Here is a 20176-nt window from a genome sequence, read left to right on the forward strand (position 1 = left end):
ATATTATACGGAATATAAGACCTTGGGTCTTATAAACAGAACGTTCCCTGTCTTGTTTAGTTTTGAAGGATCATTCCTTCGAAACGTGTTCTTTGAAAACTAGATAACAGTAGACATCACATTCAAGTAATACAAGATATCACATAGTGATTCTTTTTAACGGTTAAGTTAGAAAGGGCGCACGGTGGATGCCTTGGCACTAGGAGCCGATGAAGGACGGGACGAACACCGATATGCTTCGGGGAGCTGTAAGCAAGCTTTGATCCGGAGATTTCCGAATGGGGAAACCCACCACTCGTAATGGAGTGGTATCCATATCTGAATTCATAGGATATGAGAAGGCAGACCCGGGGAACTGAAACATCTAAGTACCCGGAGGAAGAGAAAGCAAATGCGATTCCCTGAGTAGCGGCGAGCGAAACGGGATTAGCCCAAACCAAGAGGCTTGCCTCTTGGGGTTGTAGGACACTCTGTACGGAGTTACAAAGGAACGAGGTAGATGAAGAGGTCTGGAAAGGCCCGCCATAGGAGGTAACAGCCCTGTAGTCAAAACTTCGTTCTCTCCTGAGTGGATCCTGAGTACGGCGGAACACGTGAAATTCCGTCGGAATCCGGGAGGACCATCTCCCAAGGCTAAATACTCCCTAGTGACCGATAGTGAACCAGTACCGTGAGGGAAAGGTGAAAAGCACCCCGGAAGGGGAGTGAAAGAGATCCTGAAACCGTGTGCCTACAAGTAGTCAGAGCCCGTTAACGGGTGATGGCGTGCCTTTTGTAGAATGAACCGGCGAGTTACGATCCCGTGCAAGGTTAAGCAGAAGATGCGGAGCCGCAGCGAAAGCGAGTCTGAATAGGGCGCATGAGTACGTGGTCGTAGACCCGAAACCAGGTGATCTACCCATGTCCAGGGTGAAGTTCAGGTAACACTGAATGGAGGCCCGAACCCACGCACGTTGAAAAGTGCGGGGATGAGGTGTGGGTAGGGGTGAAATGCCAATCGAACCTGGAGATAGCTGGTTCTCTCCGAAATAGCTTTAGGGCTAGCCTCAAGGTAAGAGTCTTGGAGGTAGAGCACTGATTGGACTAGGGGCCCCTACCGGGTTACCGAATTCAGTCAAACTCCGAATGCCAATGACTTATCCTTGGGAGTCAGACTGCGAGTGATAAGATCCGTAGTCGAAAGGGAAACAGCCCAGACCGCCAGCTAAGGTCCCAAAGTATACGTTAAGTGGAAAAGGATGTGGAGTTGCTTAGACAACCAGGATGTTGGCTTAGAAGCAGCCACCATTTAAAGAGTGCGTAATAGCTCACTGGTCGAGTGACTCTGCGCCGAAAATGTACCGGGGCTAAACGTATCACCGAAGCTGCGGACTGTTCTTCGAACAGTGGTAGGAGAGCGTTCTAAGGGCTGTGAAGCCAGACCGGAAGGACTGGTGGAGCGCTTAGAAGTGAGAATGCCGGTATGAGTAGCGAAAGAGGGGTGAGAATCCCCTCCACCGAATGCCTAAGGTTTCCTGAGGAAGGCTCGTCCGCTCAGGGTTAGTCGGGACCTAAGCCGAGGCCGAAAGGCGTAGGCGATGGACAACAGGTTGATATTCCTGTACCACCTCCTCACCATTTGAGCAATGGGGGGACGCAGGAGGATAGGGTAAGCGCGGTATTGGATATCCGCGTCCAAGCAGTTAGGCTGGGAAATAGGCAAATCCGTTTCCCATAAGGCTGAGCTGTGATGGCGAGCGAAATATAGTAGCGAAGTTCCTGATTCCACACTGCCAAGAAAAGCCTCTAGCGAGGTGAGAGGTGCCCGTACCGCAAACCGACACAGGTAGGCGAGGAGAGAATCCTAAGGTGATCGAGAGAACTCTCGTTAAGGAACTCGGCAAAATGACCCCGTAACTTCGGGAGAAGGGGTGCTCTGTTAGGGTGCAAGCCCGAGAGAGCCGCAGTGAATAGGCCCAGGCGACTGTTTAGCAAAAACACAGGTCTCTGCGAAGCCGTAAGGCGAAGTATAGGGGCTGACGCCTGCCCGGTGCTGGAAGGTTAAGAGGAGCGCTTAGCGTAAGCGAAGGTGCGAATTGAAGCCCCAGTAAACGGCGGCCGTAACTATAACGGTCCTAAGGTAGCGAAATTCCTTGTCGGGTAAGTTCCGACCCGCACGAAAGGCGCAACGATCTGGGCACTGTCTCAACGAGAGACTCGGTGAAATTATAGTACCTGTGAAGATGCAGGTTACCCGCGACAGGACGGAAAGACCCCGTGGAGCTTTACTGCAGCCTGATATTGAATGTTGGTACAGCTTGTACAGGATAGGTAGGAGCCTTGGAAACCGGAGCGCCAGCTTCGGTGGAGGCATCGGTGGGATACTACCCTGGCTGTATTGACCTTCTAACCCGCCGCCCTTATCGGGCGGGGAGACAGTGTCAGGTGGGCAGTTTGACTGGGGCGGTCGCCTCCTAAAAGGTAACGGAGGCGCCCAAAGGTTCCCTCAGAATGGTTGGAAATCATTCGCAGAGTGTAAAGGCACAAGGGAGCTTGACTGCGAGACCTACAAGTCGAGCAGGGACGAAAGTCGGGCTTAGTGATCCGGTGGTTCCGCATGGAAGGGCCATCGCTCAACGGATAAAAGCTACCCCGGGGATAACAGGCTTATCTCCCCCAAGAGTCCACATCGACGGGGAGGTTTGGCACCTCGATGTCGGCTCATCGCATCCTGGGGCTGTAGTCGGTCCCAAGGGTTGGGCTGTTCGCCCATTAAAGCGGTACGCGAGCTGGGTTCAGAACGTCGTGAGACAGTTCGGTCCCTATCCGTCGCGGGCGCAGGAAATTTGAGAGGAGCTGTCCTTAGTACGAGAGGACCGGGATGGACGCACCGCTGGTGTACCAGTTGTTCTGCCAAGGGCATCGCTGGGTAGCTATGTGCGGACGGGATAAGTGCTGAAAGCATCTAAGCATGAAGCCCCCCTCAAGATGAGATTTCCCATTCCGCAAGGAAGTAAGATCCCTGAAAGATGATCAGGTTGATAGGTCTGAGGTGGAAGTGTGGCGACACATGGAGCTGACAGATACTAATCGATCGAGGACTTAACCATATTTTTGAATGATGTCACACCTGTTATCTAGTTTTGAGAGAACACTCTCAATTTGTTTGGTGGCGATAGCGAAGAGGTCACACCCGTTCCCATACCGAACACGGAAGTTAAGCTCTTCAGCGCCGATGGTAGTCGGGGGTTTCCCCCTGTGAGAGTAGGACGCCGCCAAGCATTACTTTTATCATCGCGGGGTGGAGCAGTTCGGTAGCTCGTCGGGCTCATAACCCGAAGGTCGCAGGTTCAAATCCTGCCCCCGCAACCAAATATATGATTAAATAAGGAGTGCCCTAAGGGTGCAACCAAAATAATCTTATACAAATATGGTCCGGTAGTTCAGTTGGTTAGAATGCCTGCCTGTCACGCAGGAGGTCGCGGGTTCGAGTCCCGTCCGGACCGCCATTAATGTAAACGAAACGATCATGTTTTCGTTTTTTTTGTGTTTTCTTTTACTGTATCTTCTGCTTGGTGTCATAGCCAAGCTTTCTTTATATCGGGAACATCTTGGATATTCCAGCAAAATTCGATAAACTAGGAAGAGCACATATAGGCATAAGCAGGGTTGAAAGGAGATTTTGGTTCATGGATGAATTTGATTTGATACATAGCATTACTCCGCGGACCATTCACCATTCTTCCGTTGATGTAGGAATAGGTGATGATGCAGCGCTCTACACTGCGAAACACGGCGTTCAGGAAATTGTTTGTGTTGATACTATGGTAGAAGACGTACACTTCAAATTACACTATTCCTCACCTGAAGATATCGGGTATAAGGCGTTAGCCGTTAATATAAGTGATATTGCCGCGATGGGAGGCATTCCTAAGTTTTATCTGGTATCACTTGCGATACCTTCAAAATGGACTGAATCTGAAATTAAGGCGATGTATGAAGGAATGAATGAACTGGCGAAACTATATCATATGGATCTGATTGGCGGCGATACAGTTTCTACCGCTGACAAATTAGTCGTTACAGTCACTGTGATCGGTGAAATTGAAAAGGGACAGGCCTGTTTGCGCAGCTTGGCAAAACCGAATGATATTGTGTTTGTAACCGGTGAAATCGGTTCTTCTGCAGCAGGGCTTTCTTTATTGCTGGAAGAGACTAATCCTCAAAACTCATCTGTGGAAACGGATTACTTTATCCACAGGCATAAACGGCCTGAGCCAAGAGTAAGCGTCGGCAGATTATGCTCGATTTTTAAACGGGCAGCTTTAAATGATGTTAGTGACGGATTGGCTAGTGAACTGAACGAGATTGCAGAAGCCAGCTGTGTTTCAATTGAAATTGATGAAAGCATGCTTCCAATTCATTCTGATTTGCCTAAGCTTCATCCTAACTGGAAAGAATGGGCTTTGTTTGGCGGTGAGGATTTTGAGCTGACAGGGACGGTTTCAAATGAGGAGTGGGAAGTGTTGAAGCAACAGTGCGCAGCACGTCAACTTCCCATTACAAAGATTGGCCATGTCAGGGAAAAAACAAAATCTAAAGTGATCCTAAAAACAGATCAAACATCAATGATCTTAGAGAAAAAGGGATATAATCATTTTAAATAAGACGGGTGACTTGTGTGAAGCAATTAAAATGGAGAACTGTAAATCCAGAAGAAACAAAAGCAATTGCCAAGCTGACGGCATCGTTTGCTAAACCGGGAGACGTCCTGACATTAGAGGGCGATTTAGGTGCAGGAAAAACGACTTTTACGAAAGGTTTTGCAGAAGGGCTGGGAATTACACGTGTTGTAAACAGTCCGACTTTTACAATTATAAAAGAATATAACGATGGCGTACTTCCTCTTTATCATATGGATGTGTATAGAATGGAAGATGAAAGTGAAGATTTGGGACTTGATGAATATTTTCACGGACAAGGTGTCTGTCTCGTTGAATGGGCTCATTTAATTGAAGAACAGCTGCCGCAGGAGCGACTGCAAATTGTCATCAAAAGAGCTGGTGATGATGAGCGGGAAATTACCTTTACTGCTGTCGGGAATCGGTATGAAATGCTTTGTGAGGAGTTAAGTAGACATGACAATATTAGCAATTGATACATCAAATTATACATTGGGCATTGCGCTGCTTCGAGAAGACACCGTTATAGCAGAATACATTACATACTTGAAAAAGAACCACTCTGTAAGAGCGATGCCTGCTGTTCATTCATTGCTGAATGATTGTGATATGGCACCGCAGGACCTTTCTAAAATTGTCGTTGCAAAAGGCCCTGGTTCATACACAGGAGTAAGAATAGGTGTGACGTTGGCCAAAACACTTGCCTGGTCTTTAGACATTCCAATAAGTGCTGTATCAAGTCTTGAGACGCTTGCGGCAAATGGTCGGCATTTTGACGGTCTGATCAGCCCAATCTTTGATGCTAGACGGGGACAGGTGTACACAGGTCTGTATCAATATAAAAATGGACTTTTAGAGCAAGTTGTTCCAGATCAAAATGTGATGCTGGCAGATTGGCTGGAGATGCTAAAAGAAAAGAATCGTTCTGTTTTGTTTTTAGGTCACGACACTTCTATTCACAAGCAGATGATCGAGGATGTGCTTGGAACAAAAGGGTTCATTGGAACTGCCGCCCAGCATAACCCGCGTCCTTCAGAATTGGCTTTTCTCGGGAAGGAAAAGGAAGCAGCTGATGTTCATGGGCTTGTCCCGGATTACTTGCGGCTGGCAGAAGCTGAAGCGAAATGGATTGAAAGTCAAAAGTAGGGTGATAGGATGAAAACAAAAGCAGCGGTCAGAAATATGCGGCTTGAAGATATAGATCACGTATACGAAATCGAAGCATCCTCCTTTACGTCTCCTTGGACGAAGGATTCGTTTTATCATGAGCTGCTGGAAAATCCGTATGCTCATTATCTCGTGATTGAAAAGGACGGCCATCTTGCTGGGTATTGCGGGATTTGGATTGTGATGGACGATGCCCAAATTACAAATATAGCGATAAAACCAGAGTATCGCGGCCAGTCTTTAGGAGAAACGCTTTTTCGCTCAGCTGTTGAACTGTGCAAAGAAAAAGACGCAAGGCGGCTTTCGCTTGAAGTGAGGGTTTCGAATCATCCTGCTCAAGGCTTATATAAGAAATTCGGGATGCAGCCCGGCGGAATAAGAAAGAACTATTATACTGATAACGGGGAAGATGCGTTAATTATGTGGGTGACGATAAATGAGTGAGCAAAAAGACATGTACGTATTAGGAATTGAAACAAGCTGTGATGAGACTGCTGCAGCTATTGTGAAAAACGGGAAAGAGATCATTTCAAATGTAGTAGCCTCTCAAATTGAAAGCCATAAGCGCTTCGGAGGCGTTGTTCCGGAAATTGCTTCAAGACATCATGTTGAACAAATCACTTTGGTTATAGAAGAGGCTTTTCGCAAAGCTGGCATGACGTATAGTGATATTGATGCGATTGCAGTAACAGAAGGTCCGGGACTGGTGGGAGCGCTTCTTATCGGAGTGAATGCCGCTAAAGCATTGAGCTTTGCACATAACATTCCGTTAGTAGGCGTTCATCATATAGCCGGTCATATATACGCGAACCGTCTTGTAGAAGACATCGTGTTCCCGGCACTGGCATTGGTCGTTTCAGGAGGCCATACAGAACTGGTTTATATGAAGGAACATGGATCATTTGAAGTCATTGGGGAAACCCTTGATGATGCGGCAGGAGAAGCCTACGACAAAGTGGCGCGGACGATGGGATTGCCATATCCGGGTGGACCGCAAATTGACAAGCTAGCTGAAAAAGGGAATGACAATATTCCGCTTCCTCGCGCATGGCTTGAAGAAGGCTCTTACAACTTCAGCTTTAGCGGATTGAAGTCTGCGGTGATCAATACGCTTCATAATGCATCCCAAAAAGGGCAAGAGATTGCTCCGGAAGATTTGTCTGCCAGTTTCCAAAATAGTGTGATCGATGTCTTGGTAACCAAAACGGCGCGCGCGGCAAAGGAATATGATGTCAAACAGGTCCTTTTAGCCGGAGGAGTAGCTGCAAACAGAGGCCTCAGAGCTGCATTAGAAAAGGAATTTGCCCAGCATGAAGGGATTACGCTTGTCATTCCTCCATTAGCTTTATGCACGGATAATGCTGCGATGATTGCTGCTGCTGGTACAATTGCTTTTGAAAAAGGAATTCGCGGTGCATATGATATGAATGGCCAGCCCGGCCTTGAATTGGCTTCTTATCAAAGTCTCACGAGATAATAGCGTGAGACTTTTTATATGTTTGTTATTAACAGACAATTCACAATTTATCCACATGTCTGTGAGTAATTATAGAGATATTGATGGATAAAGGGCTGAGGTCACTGTTAATAAAGTGGATAAATTCAGAATATTTTGTGGATAGTGTGTATAAAGCGCTTACTTTGTTTATTTATTAGGGGATGTTCTGTGGATAAAAAGCACCTCTAAAAAGAGGTGCTTGACTTTTTTAATCTTCTTCTGTGGATAGTTCTTCCCATTCGGCCAAAAGAGATTCCAGCTCCTGATTAAGCTTCTCATTGTCTGCATGGATAGCTTGTACTTTTTCATGATCCTGATAGACTTCAGGGTCACATAGCAATTCATCATTGCGGCTAATGTTCTCTTCAATGGTTTGAACAGTGGTTTCAATTTCTTCAATCCGACGGAGGCGTTGGCGCTCTTTCTTTTTCCATTCTTTTTCTTCCTCGTAGGAACGTTTGGAGTCAGACTTCACTGTAGCTGGCGTTTTTTCAGTTTCCTCTTGCTGATTTATTTTCTCCAATTCAAGCTGCTCTGTTTTTTTCTCTGTATAATAATCGTAATCTCCCAGATACTCCTCTATATGGCTTGAAGAAAGCTCCAATACTCTTGTGGCGATTCTGTTAATAAAATATCTGTCATGTGAGACAAATAACAGTGTGCCTGGATAATCAATCAGCGCGTTTTCGAGAACTTCTTTGCTGTCTAAGTCCAGATGGTTCGTCGGTTCATCAAGGATGAGAAAGTTGGCTTTTTGAAGCATCAGCTTAGCTAGAGCCAATCTTGCTTTTTCGCCTCCGCTCAGTGAATGAACTGGTTTCAGCACATCATCTCCGGAGAATAAGAAATTTCCGAGACACGTTCTGATTTCTTTTTCTGGGAGCCCGGGGTACTCGTCCCACAGCTCATCAAGGACACGTTTAGAGGAAGTCAACTCAGCCTGTTCCTGATCATAATAGCCGACACTGACATTTGAGCCGTATGAGATCGTTCCTTGATCTGGTTTTAGGGTGTCTATCAATGTTTTCAGTAATGTCGATTTACCAATTCCGTTAGGGCCGACAAGCGCTGCGCTTTCTCCTCTTGTGAGCATGAATGACACTTCTGTTAAAAGCGGCGGCTGGTTTTCATAGCTGATTGTGAGATCCTGAACACGGAGGACTTCATTTCCGCTCTGTTTTGTAATATCAAAATGAAAGTTTGCAGATTTTTCATCGCCAAGCGGTATTGACATGACTTCCATTCGCTCAAGCTGCTTTCTGCGGCTCTGCGCCCTTTTGGTGGTAGAGGCTCTCGCCAGATTTCGGTCTACGAAGTCCTGCAGCTTTGCAATCTCGTCCTGCTGCTTTTCATACATTTTAAGATCTTTTTCATACTGCGCGGCTTTTTGGTCGAGATAAGCGCTGTAGTTGCCGTGATACTTTTTGCTTTCTGCTCTTGATACCTCGTATACCTGGTTTACTACTTTGTCCAAAAAGTAGCGGTCATGCGAAACGATGAGGATGGCGCCTGAATAGCCTTGTAAATAATGCTCAAGCCAGGTAAGCGTATCAATATCCAGATGGTTTGTCGGCTCATCGAGAATGAGCAAATCAGGCTGTGTTAACAGAAGCTTACCTAAAGCCAGTCTTGTTTTCTGGCCTCCGCTGAGGCTTTGAACCTGTGTAGAATCGTCAAAATGGCTGAAGCCGAGACCATGCAGCACAGATCTTACATCCGCTTCATATTGATAGCCGCCTTTATCTTTGAATTCCTGCTGAAGGCGGTCGTAGGTTTTCATGATGCTTTCTAATTCACCCGGGTCAGCTGCCGCCATTTTTTCTTCCATAGCCCGCATTTCCTTTTCCATTGCTTTTAAGTGGTCAAAAACAGTCAGCAGCTCTTCTTTTATGGTAAGCTTAGAATCCAAGCCAGTATGCTGGGCGAGATATCCCATTGTAATATCTTTCGGTTTAATAATTTCGCCCTTTTCATACGAAAGCTGGCCTGCGATAATTTTAAGGAGCGTGGATTTTCCGGCGCCATTTCTTCCTACAATGGCGATGCGATCACGATTTCTGACTTCCAGCTTTATATTGTTTAAAATAGTATCAGCACCAAATGATTTGGACAGCTGATTAACTTGTAAGATCATCATATTATTTCACCTCTGCTATAATAAGTTAAGTGTAGCTTATGAACCAGAAGTCAGCAAACAATACATTGGCCATATAAGACATAGAGAAGAAAATAGTGTATGATCTGTTTAAGGAGCGTTTTAATATGAATGGATTTTCTCATTTTAATGAACAGGGCAGAGCCCAGATGGTGGATATCAGCGAAAAATCTTCGACTGTCCGTACTGCGGCGGCTGTTTCAAGCGTACACATGAAGAATGAGGTGTACGAGAAAATACAAAGTCACGATATCGGCAAAGGAGATGTACTGGCTGTCGCGCAGGTGGCAGGCATTATGGCCGCAAAGCAAACGTCGAATATCATTCCGATGTGCCATCCGCTTTCATTGAGCGGGGTAGATATATCGTTTGACTGGAAAATAAAAGAAGCAGAAGTTATACTTCATATAAAAGCACAGGTCAAAACGAAAGGGAGTACAGGTGTGGAAATGGAAGCGCTCACTTCTGCATCGGTGTGCGCTCTTACCGTTTACGATATGTGCAAGGCCCTTGATAAGGGGATGGTCATCGGCCCTACTTTCTTGCTGGAGAAGACAGGCGGGATAAACGGTGACTTTAAAAGAGAACTATCCGAGTATAATTTGGAGGACCAAAAATGAATAAGGATCAATCAAAAATTCCGCAGGCGACGGCGAAACGGCTGCCGCTTTACTATCGCTTTTTAAAGAATCTGCATGCGTCAGGAAAACAGCGTGTATCATCCGCTGAACTCAGTGATGCCGTAAAGGTTGATTCTGCCACGATTCGGAGGGATTTTTCCTATTTTGGAGCTCTTGGCAAAAAAGGATACGGATATAATGTGGATTATTTGCTGTCTTTTTTCCGAAAAACGCTTGATCAGGATGAGATGACAGACGTCATCTTGATTGGTGTCGGGAACTTGGGAACGGCATTTCTTCACTATAATTTCACAAAAAACAATAACACAAAAATTTCTATGGCTTTTGATATAAATGAGAGTAAAATAGGAACTGAGGTAGGCGGCGTGCCCGTCTATAACCTTGATGACCTTGAACAACACGTAAAAGATGAATCAGTTGCCATTCTTACAGTGCCTGCAGTTGCCGCTCAATCCATTACAGATAGATTGGTCGCATTAGGAATCAAGGGAATCCTTAATTTTACGCCGGCCCGTTTGAATGTGCCGGAACACATTCGAATTCATCATATAGATTTAGCAGTTGAGCTTCAGTCACTGGTTTATTTTTTGAAGCATTATTCAGTTTTAGAGGAAATCGAATAGAGGGAAAGGAGGAGCCCAAATATGCCGATCGGTCCTGGAAGCCTTGCTGTTATCGCAATCGTTGCTCTTATTATCTTCGGTCCCAAAAAGCTGCCTGAATTGGGGAAAGCAGCGGGAGACACACTTCGTGAATTCAAAAACGCTACAAAAGGATTAACGAGTGATGAAGAGGAAAAAAAGAAAGAAGATCAGTAAGTTAGGATGACACGAATGAAAGTGAATCAAATGTCGCTGCTGGAGCATATTGCTGAGCTTCGAAAACGGTTGCTGATTGTAGCGCTGGCGTTTGTCGTTTTCTTTATTGCTGGATTTTTTTTAGCGAAGCCGATTATTGTGTATCTGCAAGAAACAGATGAAGCGAAGCAGCTTACGCTTAACGCGTTTAACCTGACAGACCCGCTTTATGTGTTTATGCAGTTTGCGTTTATCATCGGCATAGTCCTGACCTCGCCGGTTATTCTTTATCAGCTTTGGGCTTTTGTGAGCCCGGGTCTCTATGAGAAAGAGCGCAAAGTAACGCTCAGCTACATTCCGATCTCTATTTTGCTGTTTTTAGCGGGCTTATCTTTTTCATATTATATTTTATTTCCTTTTGTTGTTGATTTTATGAAGCGGATTTCTCAGGATTTGAATGTCAATCAGGTGATCGGAATTAATGAATATTTTCATTTTCTTCTGCAGCTGACGATTCCGTTTGGACTGCTGTTTCAAATGCCGGTCATCCTCATGTTTTTGACCAGGCTCGGAATTGTGACACCGATGTTCTTGGCGAAAATCAGAAAGTATGCGTATTTTACGCTGCTGGTGATCGCAGCCCTGATTACACCGCCTGAGCTTCTGTCCCATATGATGGTCACAGTCCCGCTTTTGATTTTATATGAAATCAGTATCCTTATATCGAAGGCCGCCTATCGGAAAGCGCAGAAAAGCAGTGCTGCCGATCAGGACGTGTCTTCGGGGCAATAATAAAAAATCCATTTCTCATGAGAGAAATGGATTCAGCGTGTTGACAAACCCCCCGCATTCGTTGTCAAGCCTGTGCGTTGGTGCTCACGAATGAAAACATTCGCTCCGCTCCGATGCTCGCCTTTCCTAGACTTCAAGGGTTTTCAACCACGCTGAAAATGACAAAATCCTAAAACGAAAGCCGTTTTAGGATTTAATTTGAATCCATTTCTCATTCAGAAATGGATTTTCTTTATTTTTGGTTCTTTTTGATTTTAAATGAAAAGGCGAACATCTTAAAAGAAATGCTGATGTTGTAAGCGGCGAACACCATCAGCAGGATGGAGTAAAATGACCACATGCTGCCTGGCGAGCTTGCGGCAAGATAAGTAAAGATGCACCCTACGGCAAAGTAGATCATTCCCCAAACTACCGGGTTTCTCATAAAAATAATCCTCCAATAATCAATTGCATTTGTGTGCTCTGCTGTTCAAGGTAATTCCGAACAGGCTCAAGCTGCATGATGACGACGAATGTATTCATCATTAAATGGGCGAAAATCGGCACCCATATCCGTTTTGTTCTGGCATATAAAAAGGCAAAGGTAAAGCCCATTGCTGTATATAGAAGAAGATGCTTCAAATCAGCGTGAACAATACCGAAAATAACTGAGCTGATCAGTCCTGCAAAAAAGAAATTCGTTTTTTCGTACAGCGCGCCGAAAATGATTTTTCTGAAGATGATTTCTTCTAATATAGGCCCGACGATGGAAGAAACGATAATCATGAGCGGGACTGCCTGAATGACATCCAGAATCGCTTGTGTATTTTCTGATTCTCTTCCGATGCCAAAAACATAATATTCAATAGAGCCTGCTATTCCTTGAGAGAAAAGGGCAATGAAAAAACCGGCTATCGCCCAAAGGATAGAAAGTCCGATTGAGTCCTTCTGTCCGTTTCGCAGCGTTTCTTTCGGAACGGTTCTCAGAATGAGCAGAACAACAACGAGACAGGCGATAAAGCTGATAACGGACCATAATCCTTGTGCATGCAGCATATTTTCATCTGTAGGCTGTCCTCCGGCATAACCGAATTTAAATAACAAGGGAATCGCGATTAATGCGGAAAACTGCATGATGATATATGTCAAAATAATAAACCAATACTGTTTTCTCAAATGGTATGTACTCCTTTGTTAAGTGGGTTTCGTTCATCTACAGCTATTGTAACATAATCGGTACGGGGGTGAAAAAGCTAACGGAAAAGCGAGCGGAAAAGAATGATGTAAGCGTGAAAAAATTTTTATCTTATCACTTGAAATTGGAAGGGAGATTCTTTATTATAAGAATTGTGTTAGCACTCTTTAGTGCTGAGTGCTAAAATTGCATATTCATACTATTGAGGAGGTTATTACATTGTTAAAGCCATTAGGTGATCGCGTTGTCATTGAACTCGTAGAATCTGAAGAAAAAACTGCCAGCGGAATTGTGTTGCCGGATTCTGCAAAAGAAAAACCGCAAGAAGGCAAAATCGTGGCAGCTGGTTCAGGTCGCGTGTTAGAAAGCGGAGAGCGCGTTGCTTTAGAAGTAAAAGAGGGCGACCGCATTATCTTCTCAAAATACGCAGGTACTGAAGTGAAATACGAAGGTACTGAATACTTAATCTTACGTGAAAGCGACATTTTAGCTGTTATCGGCTAATTCTTAAATAAACAATACTTAAAACATTTGAGGAGGTCTTGTAAACATGGCAAAAGAAATTAAGTTTAGTGAAGAAGCTCGCCGCGCAATGCTTCGCGGTGTCGATGCACTTGCTGATGCTGTTAAAGTAACTTTAGGACCAAAAGGACGCAACGTGGTTCTAGAGAAAAAATTCGGTTCTCCGTTAATCACAAATGACGGTGTAACAATCGCTAAAGAAATCGAGCTTGAAGATGCGTTTGAAAACATGGGTGCGAAGCTTGTAGCTGAAGTAGCCAGCAAAACAAACGACGTTGCCGGTGACGGTACAACAACTGCGACAGTTCTTGCGCAAGCAATGATCCGTGAAGGCCTTAAAAACGTAACAGCAGGCGCTAACCCTGTAGGCGTGCGTAAAGGGATGGAACAAGCTGTAGCGGTTGCGATCGAAAACTTAAAAGAAATTTCTAAGCCAATCGAAGGCAAAGAGTCTATCGCTCAGGTTGCTGCGATCTCTGCTGCTGATGAGGAAGTCGGAAGCCTTATCGCTGAAGCAATGGAGCGCGTAGGAAACGACGGCGTTATCACAATCGAAGAGTCTAAAGGCTTCACAACTGAGCTTGAAGTTGTTGAAGGTATGCAATTCGACCGCGGATATGCGTCTCCTTACATGGTAACTGACTCTGATAAGATGGAAGCGGTTCTTGACAATCCTTACATCTTAATCACAGACAAAAAAATCACAAACATTCAAGAAATCCTTCCTGTGCTTGAGCAGGTTGTTCAGCAAGGCAAACCATTGCTTCTGATCGCTGAGGATGTTGAAGGCGAAGCACTTGCAACACTTGTTGTGAACAAACTTCGCGGCACATTCAACGCAGTTGCTGTTAAAGCTCCTGGCTTCGGTGACCGCCGTAAAGCAATGCTTGAAGACATCGCTGTCCTTACTGGCGGAGAAGTCATCACAGAAGATCTTGGCCTTGACCTGAAATCTACTCAAATCGCTCAATTGGGACGCGCTTCTAAAGTTGTCGTTACTAAAGAAAACACAACAATCGTTGAAGGCGCTGGCGAAACAGACAAAATTTCTGCCCGCGTGACTCAAATCCGCGCTCAAGTGGAAGAAACAACTTCTGAATTCGACAGAGAAAAATTACAAGAGCGTCTTGCTAAACTTGCTGGCGGCGTAGCTGTCATCAAAGTCGGCGCTGCGACTGAAACTGAGCTGAAAGAGCGTAAACTTCGCATCGAAGACGCCTTGAACTCAACTCGCGCAGCTGTTGAAGAAGGCATCGTATCCGGTGGTGGTACAGCGCTTGTAAACGTATATAACAAAGTCGCTGCAGTTGAAGCTGAAGGCGATGCTCAAACAGGTATCAACATCGTGCTTCGCGCGCTTGAAGAGCCAATCCGTCAAATCGCACACAACGCTGGTCTTGAAGGATCTGTCATCGTTGAGCGCCTCAAAAACGAAGAAATCGGCGTAGGCTTCAACGCTGCAACTGGCGAATGGGTAAACATGATCGAAAAAGGTATCGTTGACCCAACGAAAGTTACACGCTCAGCTCTTCAAAACGCTGCGTCTGTAGCTGCAATGTTCTTAACAACTGAAGCCGTTGTCGCTGACAAGCCAGAAGAAAACGCTGGCGGCGGAATGCCTGACATGGGCGGCATGGGCGGTATGGGCGGCATGATGTAATCATTCCCCCTGAACTCCATTAACGATGGGTTTCTAGACCCTTAAATACTTTACGATACCCAAGGGGTAACAAAAGGGTAACATTTTCTTTCAATAAGGGCCTAAATCAGAGGTTTCCCATTAGTTCTTTGAACTTTTGGGAAGCCTTTTTTTTCATTTCTTTTGTAACATGTAAATATACATTTTTCGTTGTGTCTTCATTTTTTATTTCCTAATCGTTCCATTATTTGTGTAAGACTTACTTTTGCTTCAGCTAATAGAGTGTATGGGTATGAAATAATAAATGAGGTGTAAGTTTAGGATTTAATTCTGCTATTTTCAACAAGCGTCTCATACGGTTCTATATTTTAGGACGCCATATTTTATTTAAAAATCCAGGTCAGGTCAAAAATCGAACAAACATACTGCCTGGATTAGATATTAGGGGGGAGGAGGATACATAGTGGTTTCTTCCTCTCTACATGCTTGTAGGAAAAGGTACGAATGGGAGTTATCAAGTAGACGCTTGAAGTACCATTATCTGATATGCCGGAGTGGTTGTTACAGCTGATTGTCGAGCCTGCAAAAGGTGAGGCTGTAAAGAAACCAGACCAACTATTGGGTAAATATCATTCAAGGAGTTGGTGAGGGAAAAAGGAACATGTCTGTTGCTTCCTTAGCCGGGTACTTGCTAAGACATGGTATAGCTGCTCCTATAGTATACGAAAAGAACGTAAAAAATAAGATCTTAAAAGTGTTAGTTATTCTGGTCAGTTCTCTAAATACTAATTACCAATATACTATAAAATGTAGAGAAAGAAATGATCCCTCTATTTATTCAGAGGGATCTCTTTTTGACTACATTTTGATCATGAAGCATATGTAACAGTATATTATCTTATTTTAATTTTTAACAATAAGGGATTAAAAATTTCTTATTCAACAAACGGACTATTTAATGGAATAAGGAAATGATAAAATAGGAGAATTGACTGTTTAAGCTCTAAAAAACGGTCTACTTGTGGCTTTGTAAAAAAGTTGATCATTTAAAACAAAGTTTGTTTAAAAAGCCTGTTTTTCAGGATTCTTCTCTTTAACTATAGGGCAGGTTGTTACTAAGAAGTGCTATAATATTATTAATATGGTTCAAGGGATGATAGATATTAAGGGGGGGTTATTGTGGATTTATTTAGTATTCAAGTTAATGAGGATAAACTGCATCCTAATTTTTTAAATGTATCTAATGATCCAGATTTAGTAAAAGTGCTAAGTTCCTGGGCAATGGGTTTTCAGGATAGAGATCACAAGTTTGTAAAGGAGTTTCAGACCACATTTAATACTTCTTTCTGGGAGCTTTATCTACATGCTTGCTTCAGTAATTTAGGTTTCAAAATAGACTATTCTTATTCTTCACCTGATTTTGTTATTAAAACTAGAAAGCAAAAGTTAGAGATGGTTATCGAAGCTGTAAGTACTAGACATGCTGAAGATGGTACGCCTGAATACGAAAGAATAAATGCGATAGATAATTTGTATAAAAAAGGAAAAATAGATACTGAATATCATAAAGAAATTGTCCATTTAGCAACAGAACGTTTAGCTAGCAGCATAAGCAACAAGGCTAATAAATATTATAAAACCTATTCTAAACTTGATCATGTTAAAGGAAAGCCATTTATCCTTGCAGTAGGCTCATTTGAACAGCCGTTCTTTTACCTGCAAGGCATAGGCGCAATACAAAGAGTACTATATGGCCTGGTAAATGCTGAGTGGAGAGGGAATGTTCCATATTTTGAATACTCCGATAATATATTAAAAAGAAAGAATGGTAAAAAGATTCCAATAGGCTTATTTAATGATCAGAAATATAGTTATATCAGTGGGATATTATTTAGTTCTGTAGCTTCGATAGGAAAAGTGAGAGCACTTTCTCTAAATAAAAAAAAGAATGTGTTCTTTAATACTTATACTTATAACGATTATGATACAAAAGGGCAAATAAAGACTACTCCTCATAAAAAGTACAAAGAATCTTTGTTAGACGGGCTATCGCTATACCTGAACCCATATGCAGATAACCCCATAGATCCAACAGAATTTGACAGCAATGATATAGCTATAGTACATAGTAATGAATTAGCTAAATTAAAGCACGGTTTCGTTTATTCAAGAACTGTTTATGATATATCGGAGAGATAAATTCGAGGAATAGGATTGTCCATGATGGGGCAGATATCACTCTTGAGGCCATTAAGGAAACATCGAAAGTGATTCCCCTTTTAGAAAAAACATCAAAAGTGTTAATCGGTAAAATAATTGATGACAAATATGATAGGTCTGAATTTGAATACTTTGATTTTTTATTTTTAGCCGTTCAAATTTTGTAAGTATTTATCAAAGAATAGTTATTTCTCATGTATAAGTTGCGAATATTGCATCAATTTTAAAAAAATTCCTGAATTTATTAAATTTATTATAGAAATCGGGAGTCTGTTTTAAAGAAAAATTCTTTTACTATGATCGATCTTTTTTCAAAATGCGGGTTTCTTCTATTTATCTAAATAAACGTTTGAAACACTCTTTTATCAAACTTTATTCTAAACCAACACTACGGTTATTATTTTTAATCATTGAGGGGGATTTAAAAGATGGAATTTAACTTTCTTGAACTACAAGAAAAAAGAAATTTAATATCCCTAGAAATACCAAGTAAAAAAGATTATTTTTTTGATTTGTTTCAGCTTGAAAATAGCTTTGTAAGTAGGGTTGATGTTATTCAAATAGCTAATACCTTTTTATGGAATCGGTGCAATTAATTACAAATGCTGTATCATTATTTGAGAAAGGATATTTTGATAGTGCTTATTACTCTTTAAGACAATCACTTGAAACTGCACTTACAATGGTCTATTTATCGGATCTTGAAGGAGATAAAAGAGAAAAGGAACTCCTGAAATGGAAGGAAAAGAGTAGATTTCCGATGTATAAGGCTATGATTGAATTATTAGAAAAGCAAATGGCAATATTTTCGGATGTAAAAGAAACAATGACCGATTATTTTGATGAAATGGAACGAACTAAGAAACACCTTAATAAATATGTTCATAAGCAAGGATTTAATACTTTTTATGTTTCTAGAAATCATTTTTTAAATAAAAAAAGAAATAAAACTCTTATCATTGAAGAGTTTGAGTTTTTCTTAGAACGATGTATCAGTGCAATAACAGTATTCAGACTGTGTATTGATCCTTTACCTGTACTATTAATGGATGAAGAGGTCTATTCACGAACAGAAGTATTTATGTCAGATGCTTTTTCAAGTGAATTTATTGAAAAATACATTGGTATCAATAACCTAGAAAATTATAAACGAACAAATATTTATAAAGATACTTATGATTATTTTATAAAATTAGAAAAAAGACTACCTGCTGTTTTAGACGTTACGAAAAATAGATATATTGATAAAAGAAAAACAGATGAAATTATATCACAGACTCATTTACTAAGAAATATTGAAATACAAGCAATTGTTATAGCAATGATGTCGGAAAAGGTCACAAGAATTATGCTTTCTGACTTCACTATAGAGTCTTTTTTTACAAATACGAAGTCAGTTAGAGAAGGTTTGGGGTTATCTTCGGAGAAATACTTGGAGTTACAAAATCAGGATATGACTGTATTAAACTTTCCTATAGATAATGCGTTTATAAGTACAATAAATGTAGGAGGGGATAATTTCTTCATAGAGCATAATCAAGAGTTTGATTTTGAAGAATTTGAGGAATTTAAAACCAAGGCGAGAAATAGGTTTAATGAGATTGTAACCCAGTAAAATAAGAGACGTGGTTATGAAACGTGGCTTTATATGCTATCCAATTGCACGAACTGGATCAAATGAAAGGAAAGTGGAAAAGATATGTTTCCATTATGTGATTTGTATGGACTATTCATATGTAAGAGAAGCAGCCATTAATTTTTATAATGAGATTAATGGTGAGTACTTAAATTTCGATGAAAAATATCATTTCTTTTATGATGAAACCAATAACATAAGAAAGTATAGTATTAAAAATGGAAAACTAAGTTACGATAAATCTGCAGACTTCGTACTTGGTGGAATAGTATTAAGTTCAAGTTTAATAGATATTAATAATAATTTTCGCTTATTTAAGGAACAAGTTGATATTGAAAACGGCGTTGAATTGAAGTTAACAAGACTATCTACTGGAAAAAGGGATTTTCTTGGGTATTTATCTTCTACAAAAGTTACTGCATTTTTTGACTTTTTATTAAAAGAAAATATTTATGTGCATTACGCAGTCTTAGATAATTTCTTTTTTTCTTTAGTAGATATAATCGATTCTAGTGTTTTTATAACTTTATTAAATGTTGATCCCAATTTTTTAAAAACCTTATTATATGTTTATGCTTATAAAGATACGAGTGGATTTTTAGCTATATTATGGAAATATGGTTATCCTAATATATATAATAAAAATGTTGAGTCATTTTGTTTAGATTTAATTAAATGGTTAGATACTGTAGAAGGAGTACCAGAATCCTATTCAAATTACATTGATTATTTAAAGAAATTCCTGTTCCTTACTAAAGACACAAGGGAGTTAGTTTTTCTTCAGGGCAATCCTGAAAGAATATTAATTGAAAATTACGTTGAATTGTACACTCGACCAATATATATGTTTAAAAACTCTTTCCATACTTTTGATTCAGAAAAAAATATCGAAAAAATAATAAAGATTGACCCTATTGTCTTATACGGGGATAGATTGAGTAATTTTGAGTTTATTAATAAGTCTGAAGATAATATATTCATACAATTATCAGATGTATTCGTTGGATTATTGGGTAAAATGCTTATTTTCTTAAATGAGTTAGACATTGATGATATACTCGAAGTAAAGGGTAAGTTAAATAAGGTTCAGAGTTTTAATTTAGAACTATTATCAGAATTACTATTAAGTTCCTTTCAAAAGAATCCGGTATTTAAAAACTTCCCAACAAATTTAGATATTTATTACAAAACCAACCTATTAATAGGCTATAAAAGTTAACTTTTTTAGAGGAAATATATAAATATATTAATGTTTAATTTAACAATCGGGCGAT

At 41.4% G+C, this 20176-nt stretch carries 18 protein-coding genes, 2 tRNA genes and 2 rRNA genes; 19 read left to right on the plus strand and 3 right to left on the minus strand.

The genetic code is table 11. From position 1 onward, the window contains the following. The first annotated feature begins 161 nt into the window (after positions 1 to 161). The 9 genes from NSQ09_RS09110 to tsaD all read left to right on the plus strand — a co-directional run bounded on the left by NSQ09_RS09110 (position 162) and on the right by tsaD (position 7305). Positions 162 to 3089 (plus strand): 23S ribosomal RNA (locus tag NSQ09_RS09110). Positions 3090 to 3144: 55 nt separating this feature from the next. Continuing rightward, positions 3145 to 3260 (plus strand): 5S ribosomal RNA (gene rrf / locus NSQ09_RS09115). Positions 3261 to 3274: 14 nt separating this feature from the next. Next, positions 3275 to 3351 (plus strand) — tRNA-Met (locus NSQ09_RS09120). Positions 3352 to 3411: 60 nt separating this feature from the next. Beyond that, a tRNA-Asp gene (locus tag NSQ09_RS09125) sits at positions 3412 to 3488 on the plus strand. 180 nt (positions 3489 to 3668) lie between these two features. Further along, the gene (gene thiL / locus NSQ09_RS09130; protein ID WP_086343520.1) at positions 3669 to 4646 is read left to right on the plus strand and encodes a thiamine-phosphate kinase; all 978 of its coding nucleotides are present in this window, start codon (positions 3669 to 3671) and stop codon (positions 4644 to 4646) included. Positions 4647 to 4660: 14 nt separating this feature from the next. After that, positions 4661 to 5137, plus strand: a complete 477-nt coding sequence (tsaE, locus tag NSQ09_RS09135; protein ID WP_015715341.1) for a tRNA (adenosine(37)-N6)-threonylcarbamoyltransferase complex ATPase subunit type 1 TsaE — start codon at positions 4661 to 4663, stop codon at positions 5135 to 5137. Next, on the plus strand, positions 5118 to 5807 hold the full coding sequence (gene tsaB / locus NSQ09_RS09140; RefSeq protein ID WP_086343521.1) for a tRNA (adenosine(37)-N6)-threonylcarbamoyltransferase complex dimerization subunit type 1 TsaB: 690 nt from the start codon (positions 5118 to 5120) through the stop codon (positions 5805 to 5807). Before tsaE ends, tsaB begins: the two co-directional genes overlap by 20 nt. A 9-nt stretch (positions 5808 to 5816) precedes the next feature. Continuing rightward, positions 5817 to 6272: a ribosomal protein S18-alanine N-acetyltransferase gene (gene rimI / locus NSQ09_RS09145; protein ID WP_003243019.1), complete on the plus strand. Its 456-nt coding sequence runs from the start codon at positions 5817 to 5819 to the stop codon at positions 6270 to 6272. Next, positions 6265 to 7305 (plus strand): tRNA (adenosine(37)-N6)-threonylcarbamoyltransferase complex transferase subunit TsaD, encoded by a 1041-nt coding sequence (gene tsaD, locus NSQ09_RS09150; RefSeq protein WP_029317384.1) that lies wholly within the window; start codon positions 6265 to 6267, stop codon positions 7303 to 7305. Before rimI ends, tsaD begins: the two co-directional genes overlap by 8 nt. A gap of 229 nt (positions 7306 to 7534) precedes the next feature. Here tsaD and NSQ09_RS09155 read toward each other — a convergent pair whose 3' ends face one another. Then, positions 7535 to 9463: an ABC-F family ATP-binding cassette domain-containing protein gene (locus NSQ09_RS09155; protein WP_341031057.1), complete on the minus strand. Its 1929-nt coding sequence runs from the start codon at positions 9461 to 9463 to the stop codon at positions 7535 to 7537. Positions 9464 to 9588: 125 nt separating this feature from the next. Here NSQ09_RS09155 and moaC point away from each other — a divergent pair, with 125 nt between their 5' ends. From moaC to tatC, 4 genes are read left to right on the plus strand one after another with little or no spacing between them, the layout of a single operon-like run. Further along, positions 9589 to 10101, plus strand: coding sequence for a cyclic pyranopterin monophosphate synthase MoaC (moaC, locus tag NSQ09_RS09160; RefSeq protein ID WP_017697373.1), 513 nt, complete (start codon positions 9589 to 9591; stop codon positions 10099 to 10101). Continuing rightward, positions 10098 to 10745: a redox-sensing transcriptional repressor Rex gene (locus NSQ09_RS09165; RefSeq protein ID WP_003234073.1), complete on the plus strand. Its 648-nt coding sequence runs from the start codon at positions 10098 to 10100 to the stop codon at positions 10743 to 10745. The genes moaC and NSQ09_RS09165 overlap by 4 nt, the downstream gene beginning before the upstream one ends. Positions 10746 to 10766: 21 nt before the next feature. Next, complete coding sequence (gene tatAY, locus NSQ09_RS09170) at positions 10767 to 10940, plus strand: sec-independent protein translocase protein TatAY (protein WP_003234072.1); 174 nt, start codon at positions 10767 to 10769, stop codon at positions 10938 to 10940. A 6-nt stretch (positions 10941 to 10946) separates the two neighbouring features. Then, the gene (gene tatC, locus NSQ09_RS09175) at positions 10947 to 11711 is read left to right on the plus strand and encodes a twin-arginine translocase subunit TatC (protein ID WP_015252680.1); all 765 of its coding nucleotides are present in this window, start codon (positions 10947 to 10949) and stop codon (positions 11709 to 11711) included. 232 nt (positions 11712 to 11943) lie between these two features. On the opposite strand, the gene NSQ09_RS09180 is transcribed toward tatC, so the two are convergent. After that, positions 11944 to 12135 (minus strand): YdiK family protein, encoded by a 192-nt coding sequence (locus tag NSQ09_RS09180; protein ID WP_003225680.1) that lies wholly within the window; start codon positions 12133 to 12135, stop codon positions 11944 to 11946. Continuing rightward, entirely contained in the window at positions 12132 to 12866 is a 735-nt protein-coding gene (locus NSQ09_RS09185) for a CPBP family intramembrane glutamic endopeptidase (protein ID WP_003234069.1), read from the minus strand. Before NSQ09_RS09185 ends, NSQ09_RS09180 begins: the two co-directional genes overlap by 4 nt. A 238-nt stretch (positions 12867 to 13104) precedes the next feature. On the opposite strand from NSQ09_RS09185, the gene groES reads away from it, so the two are divergent. The 6 genes from groES (at position 13105) to NSQ09_RS09215 (ending at position 20121) form a co-directional block, all read left to right on the plus strand. Next, the gene (groES, locus tag NSQ09_RS09190) at positions 13105 to 13389 is read left to right on the plus strand and encodes a co-chaperone GroES (protein ID WP_003155970.1); all 285 of its coding nucleotides are present in this window, start codon (positions 13105 to 13107) and stop codon (positions 13387 to 13389) included. A 46-nt stretch (positions 13390 to 13435) separates the two neighbouring features. Next, complete coding sequence (gene groL / locus NSQ09_RS09195; RefSeq protein ID WP_003234067.1) at positions 13436 to 15067, plus strand: chaperonin GroEL; 1632 nt, start codon at positions 13436 to 13438, stop codon at positions 15065 to 15067. A 1158-nt stretch (positions 15068 to 16225) separates the two neighbouring features. Continuing rightward, the gene (locus tag NSQ09_RS09200; RefSeq protein ID WP_017697430.1) at positions 16226 to 17245 is read left to right on the plus strand and encodes a hypothetical protein; all 1020 of its coding nucleotides are present in this window, start codon (positions 16226 to 16228) and stop codon (positions 17243 to 17245) included. Positions 17246 to 17694: 449 nt separating this feature from the next. After that, positions 17695 to 17862, plus strand: coding sequence for a hypothetical protein (locus tag NSQ09_RS09205; RefSeq protein WP_017697432.1), 168 nt, complete (start codon positions 17695 to 17697; stop codon positions 17860 to 17862). Beyond that, a complete protein-coding gene (locus NSQ09_RS09210) occupies positions 17844 to 18881 on the plus strand; it encodes a hypothetical protein (RefSeq protein ID WP_017697433.1) in 1038 nt (345 codons plus the stop codon). Before NSQ09_RS09205 ends, NSQ09_RS09210 begins: the two co-directional genes overlap by 19 nt. Before the next feature lie 16 nt (positions 18882 to 18897). Continuing rightward, a complete protein-coding gene (locus tag NSQ09_RS09215; RefSeq protein ID WP_017697434.1) occupies positions 18898 to 20121 on the plus strand; it encodes a DUF3800 domain-containing protein in 1224 nt (407 codons plus the stop codon). Positions 20122 to 20176 lie beyond the last annotated feature (55 nt).

Origin of the sequence: Bacillus sp. FSL W8-1202, from assembly GCF_038006165.1 — a bacterium.
Classification (GTDB): domain Bacteria; phylum Bacillota; class Bacilli; order Bacillales; family Bacillaceae; genus Bacillus; species Bacillus subtilis.

Excerpts from the sequence above, each read along its gene's own strand:
- thiL (WP_086343520.1), top strand. The coding sequence starts at position 3,669 with ATGGATGAATTTGATTTGATACATAGCATTACTCCGCGGACCATTCAC.
- tsaB (WP_086343521.1), top strand. The coding sequence starts at position 5,118 with ATGACAATATTAGCAATTGATACATCAAATTATACATTGGGCATTGCG.
- rimI (WP_003243019.1), top strand. The coding sequence starts at position 5,817 with ATGAAAACAAAAGCAGCGGTCAGAAATATGCGGCTTGAAGATATAGAT.
- tsaD (WP_029317384.1), top strand. The coding sequence starts at position 6,265 with ATGAGTGAGCAAAAAGACATGTACGTATTAGGAATTGAAACAAGCTGT.
- NSQ09_RS09155 (WP_341031057.1), bottom strand. The coding sequence starts at position 9,463 with ATGATGATCTTACAAGTTAATCAGCTGTCCAAATCATTTGGTGCTGAT.
- moaC (WP_017697373.1), top strand. The coding sequence starts at position 9,589 with ATGAATGGATTTTCTCATTTTAATGAACAGGGCAGAGCCCAGATGGTG.
- NSQ09_RS09165 (WP_003234073.1), top strand. The coding sequence starts at position 10,098 with ATGAATAAGGATCAATCAAAAATTCCGCAGGCGACGGCGAAACGGCTG.
- tatAY (WP_003234072.1), top strand. The coding sequence starts at position 10,767 with ATGCCGATCGGTCCTGGAAGCCTTGCTGTTATCGCAATCGTTGCTCTT.
- tatC (WP_015252680.1), top strand. The coding sequence starts at position 10,947 with ATGACACGAATGAAAGTGAATCAAATGTCGCTGCTGGAGCATATTGCT.
- NSQ09_RS09180 (WP_003225680.1), bottom strand. The coding sequence starts at position 12,135 with ATGAGAAACCCGGTAGTTTGGGGAATGATCTACTTTGCCGTAGGGTGC.
- groL (WP_003234067.1), top strand. The coding sequence starts at position 13,436 with ATGGCAAAAGAAATTAAGTTTAGTGAAGAAGCTCGCCGCGCAATGCTT.
- NSQ09_RS09205 (WP_017697432.1), top strand. The coding sequence starts at position 17,695 with ATGGAATTTAACTTTCTTGAACTACAAGAAAAAAGAAATTTAATATCC.
- NSQ09_RS09210 (WP_017697433.1), top strand. The coding sequence starts at position 17,844 with ATGGAATCGGTGCAATTAATTACAAATGCTGTATCATTATTTGAGAAA.
- NSQ09_RS09215 (WP_017697434.1), top strand. The coding sequence starts at position 18,898 with ATGAAACGTGGCTTTATATGCTATCCAATTGCACGAACTGGATCAAAT.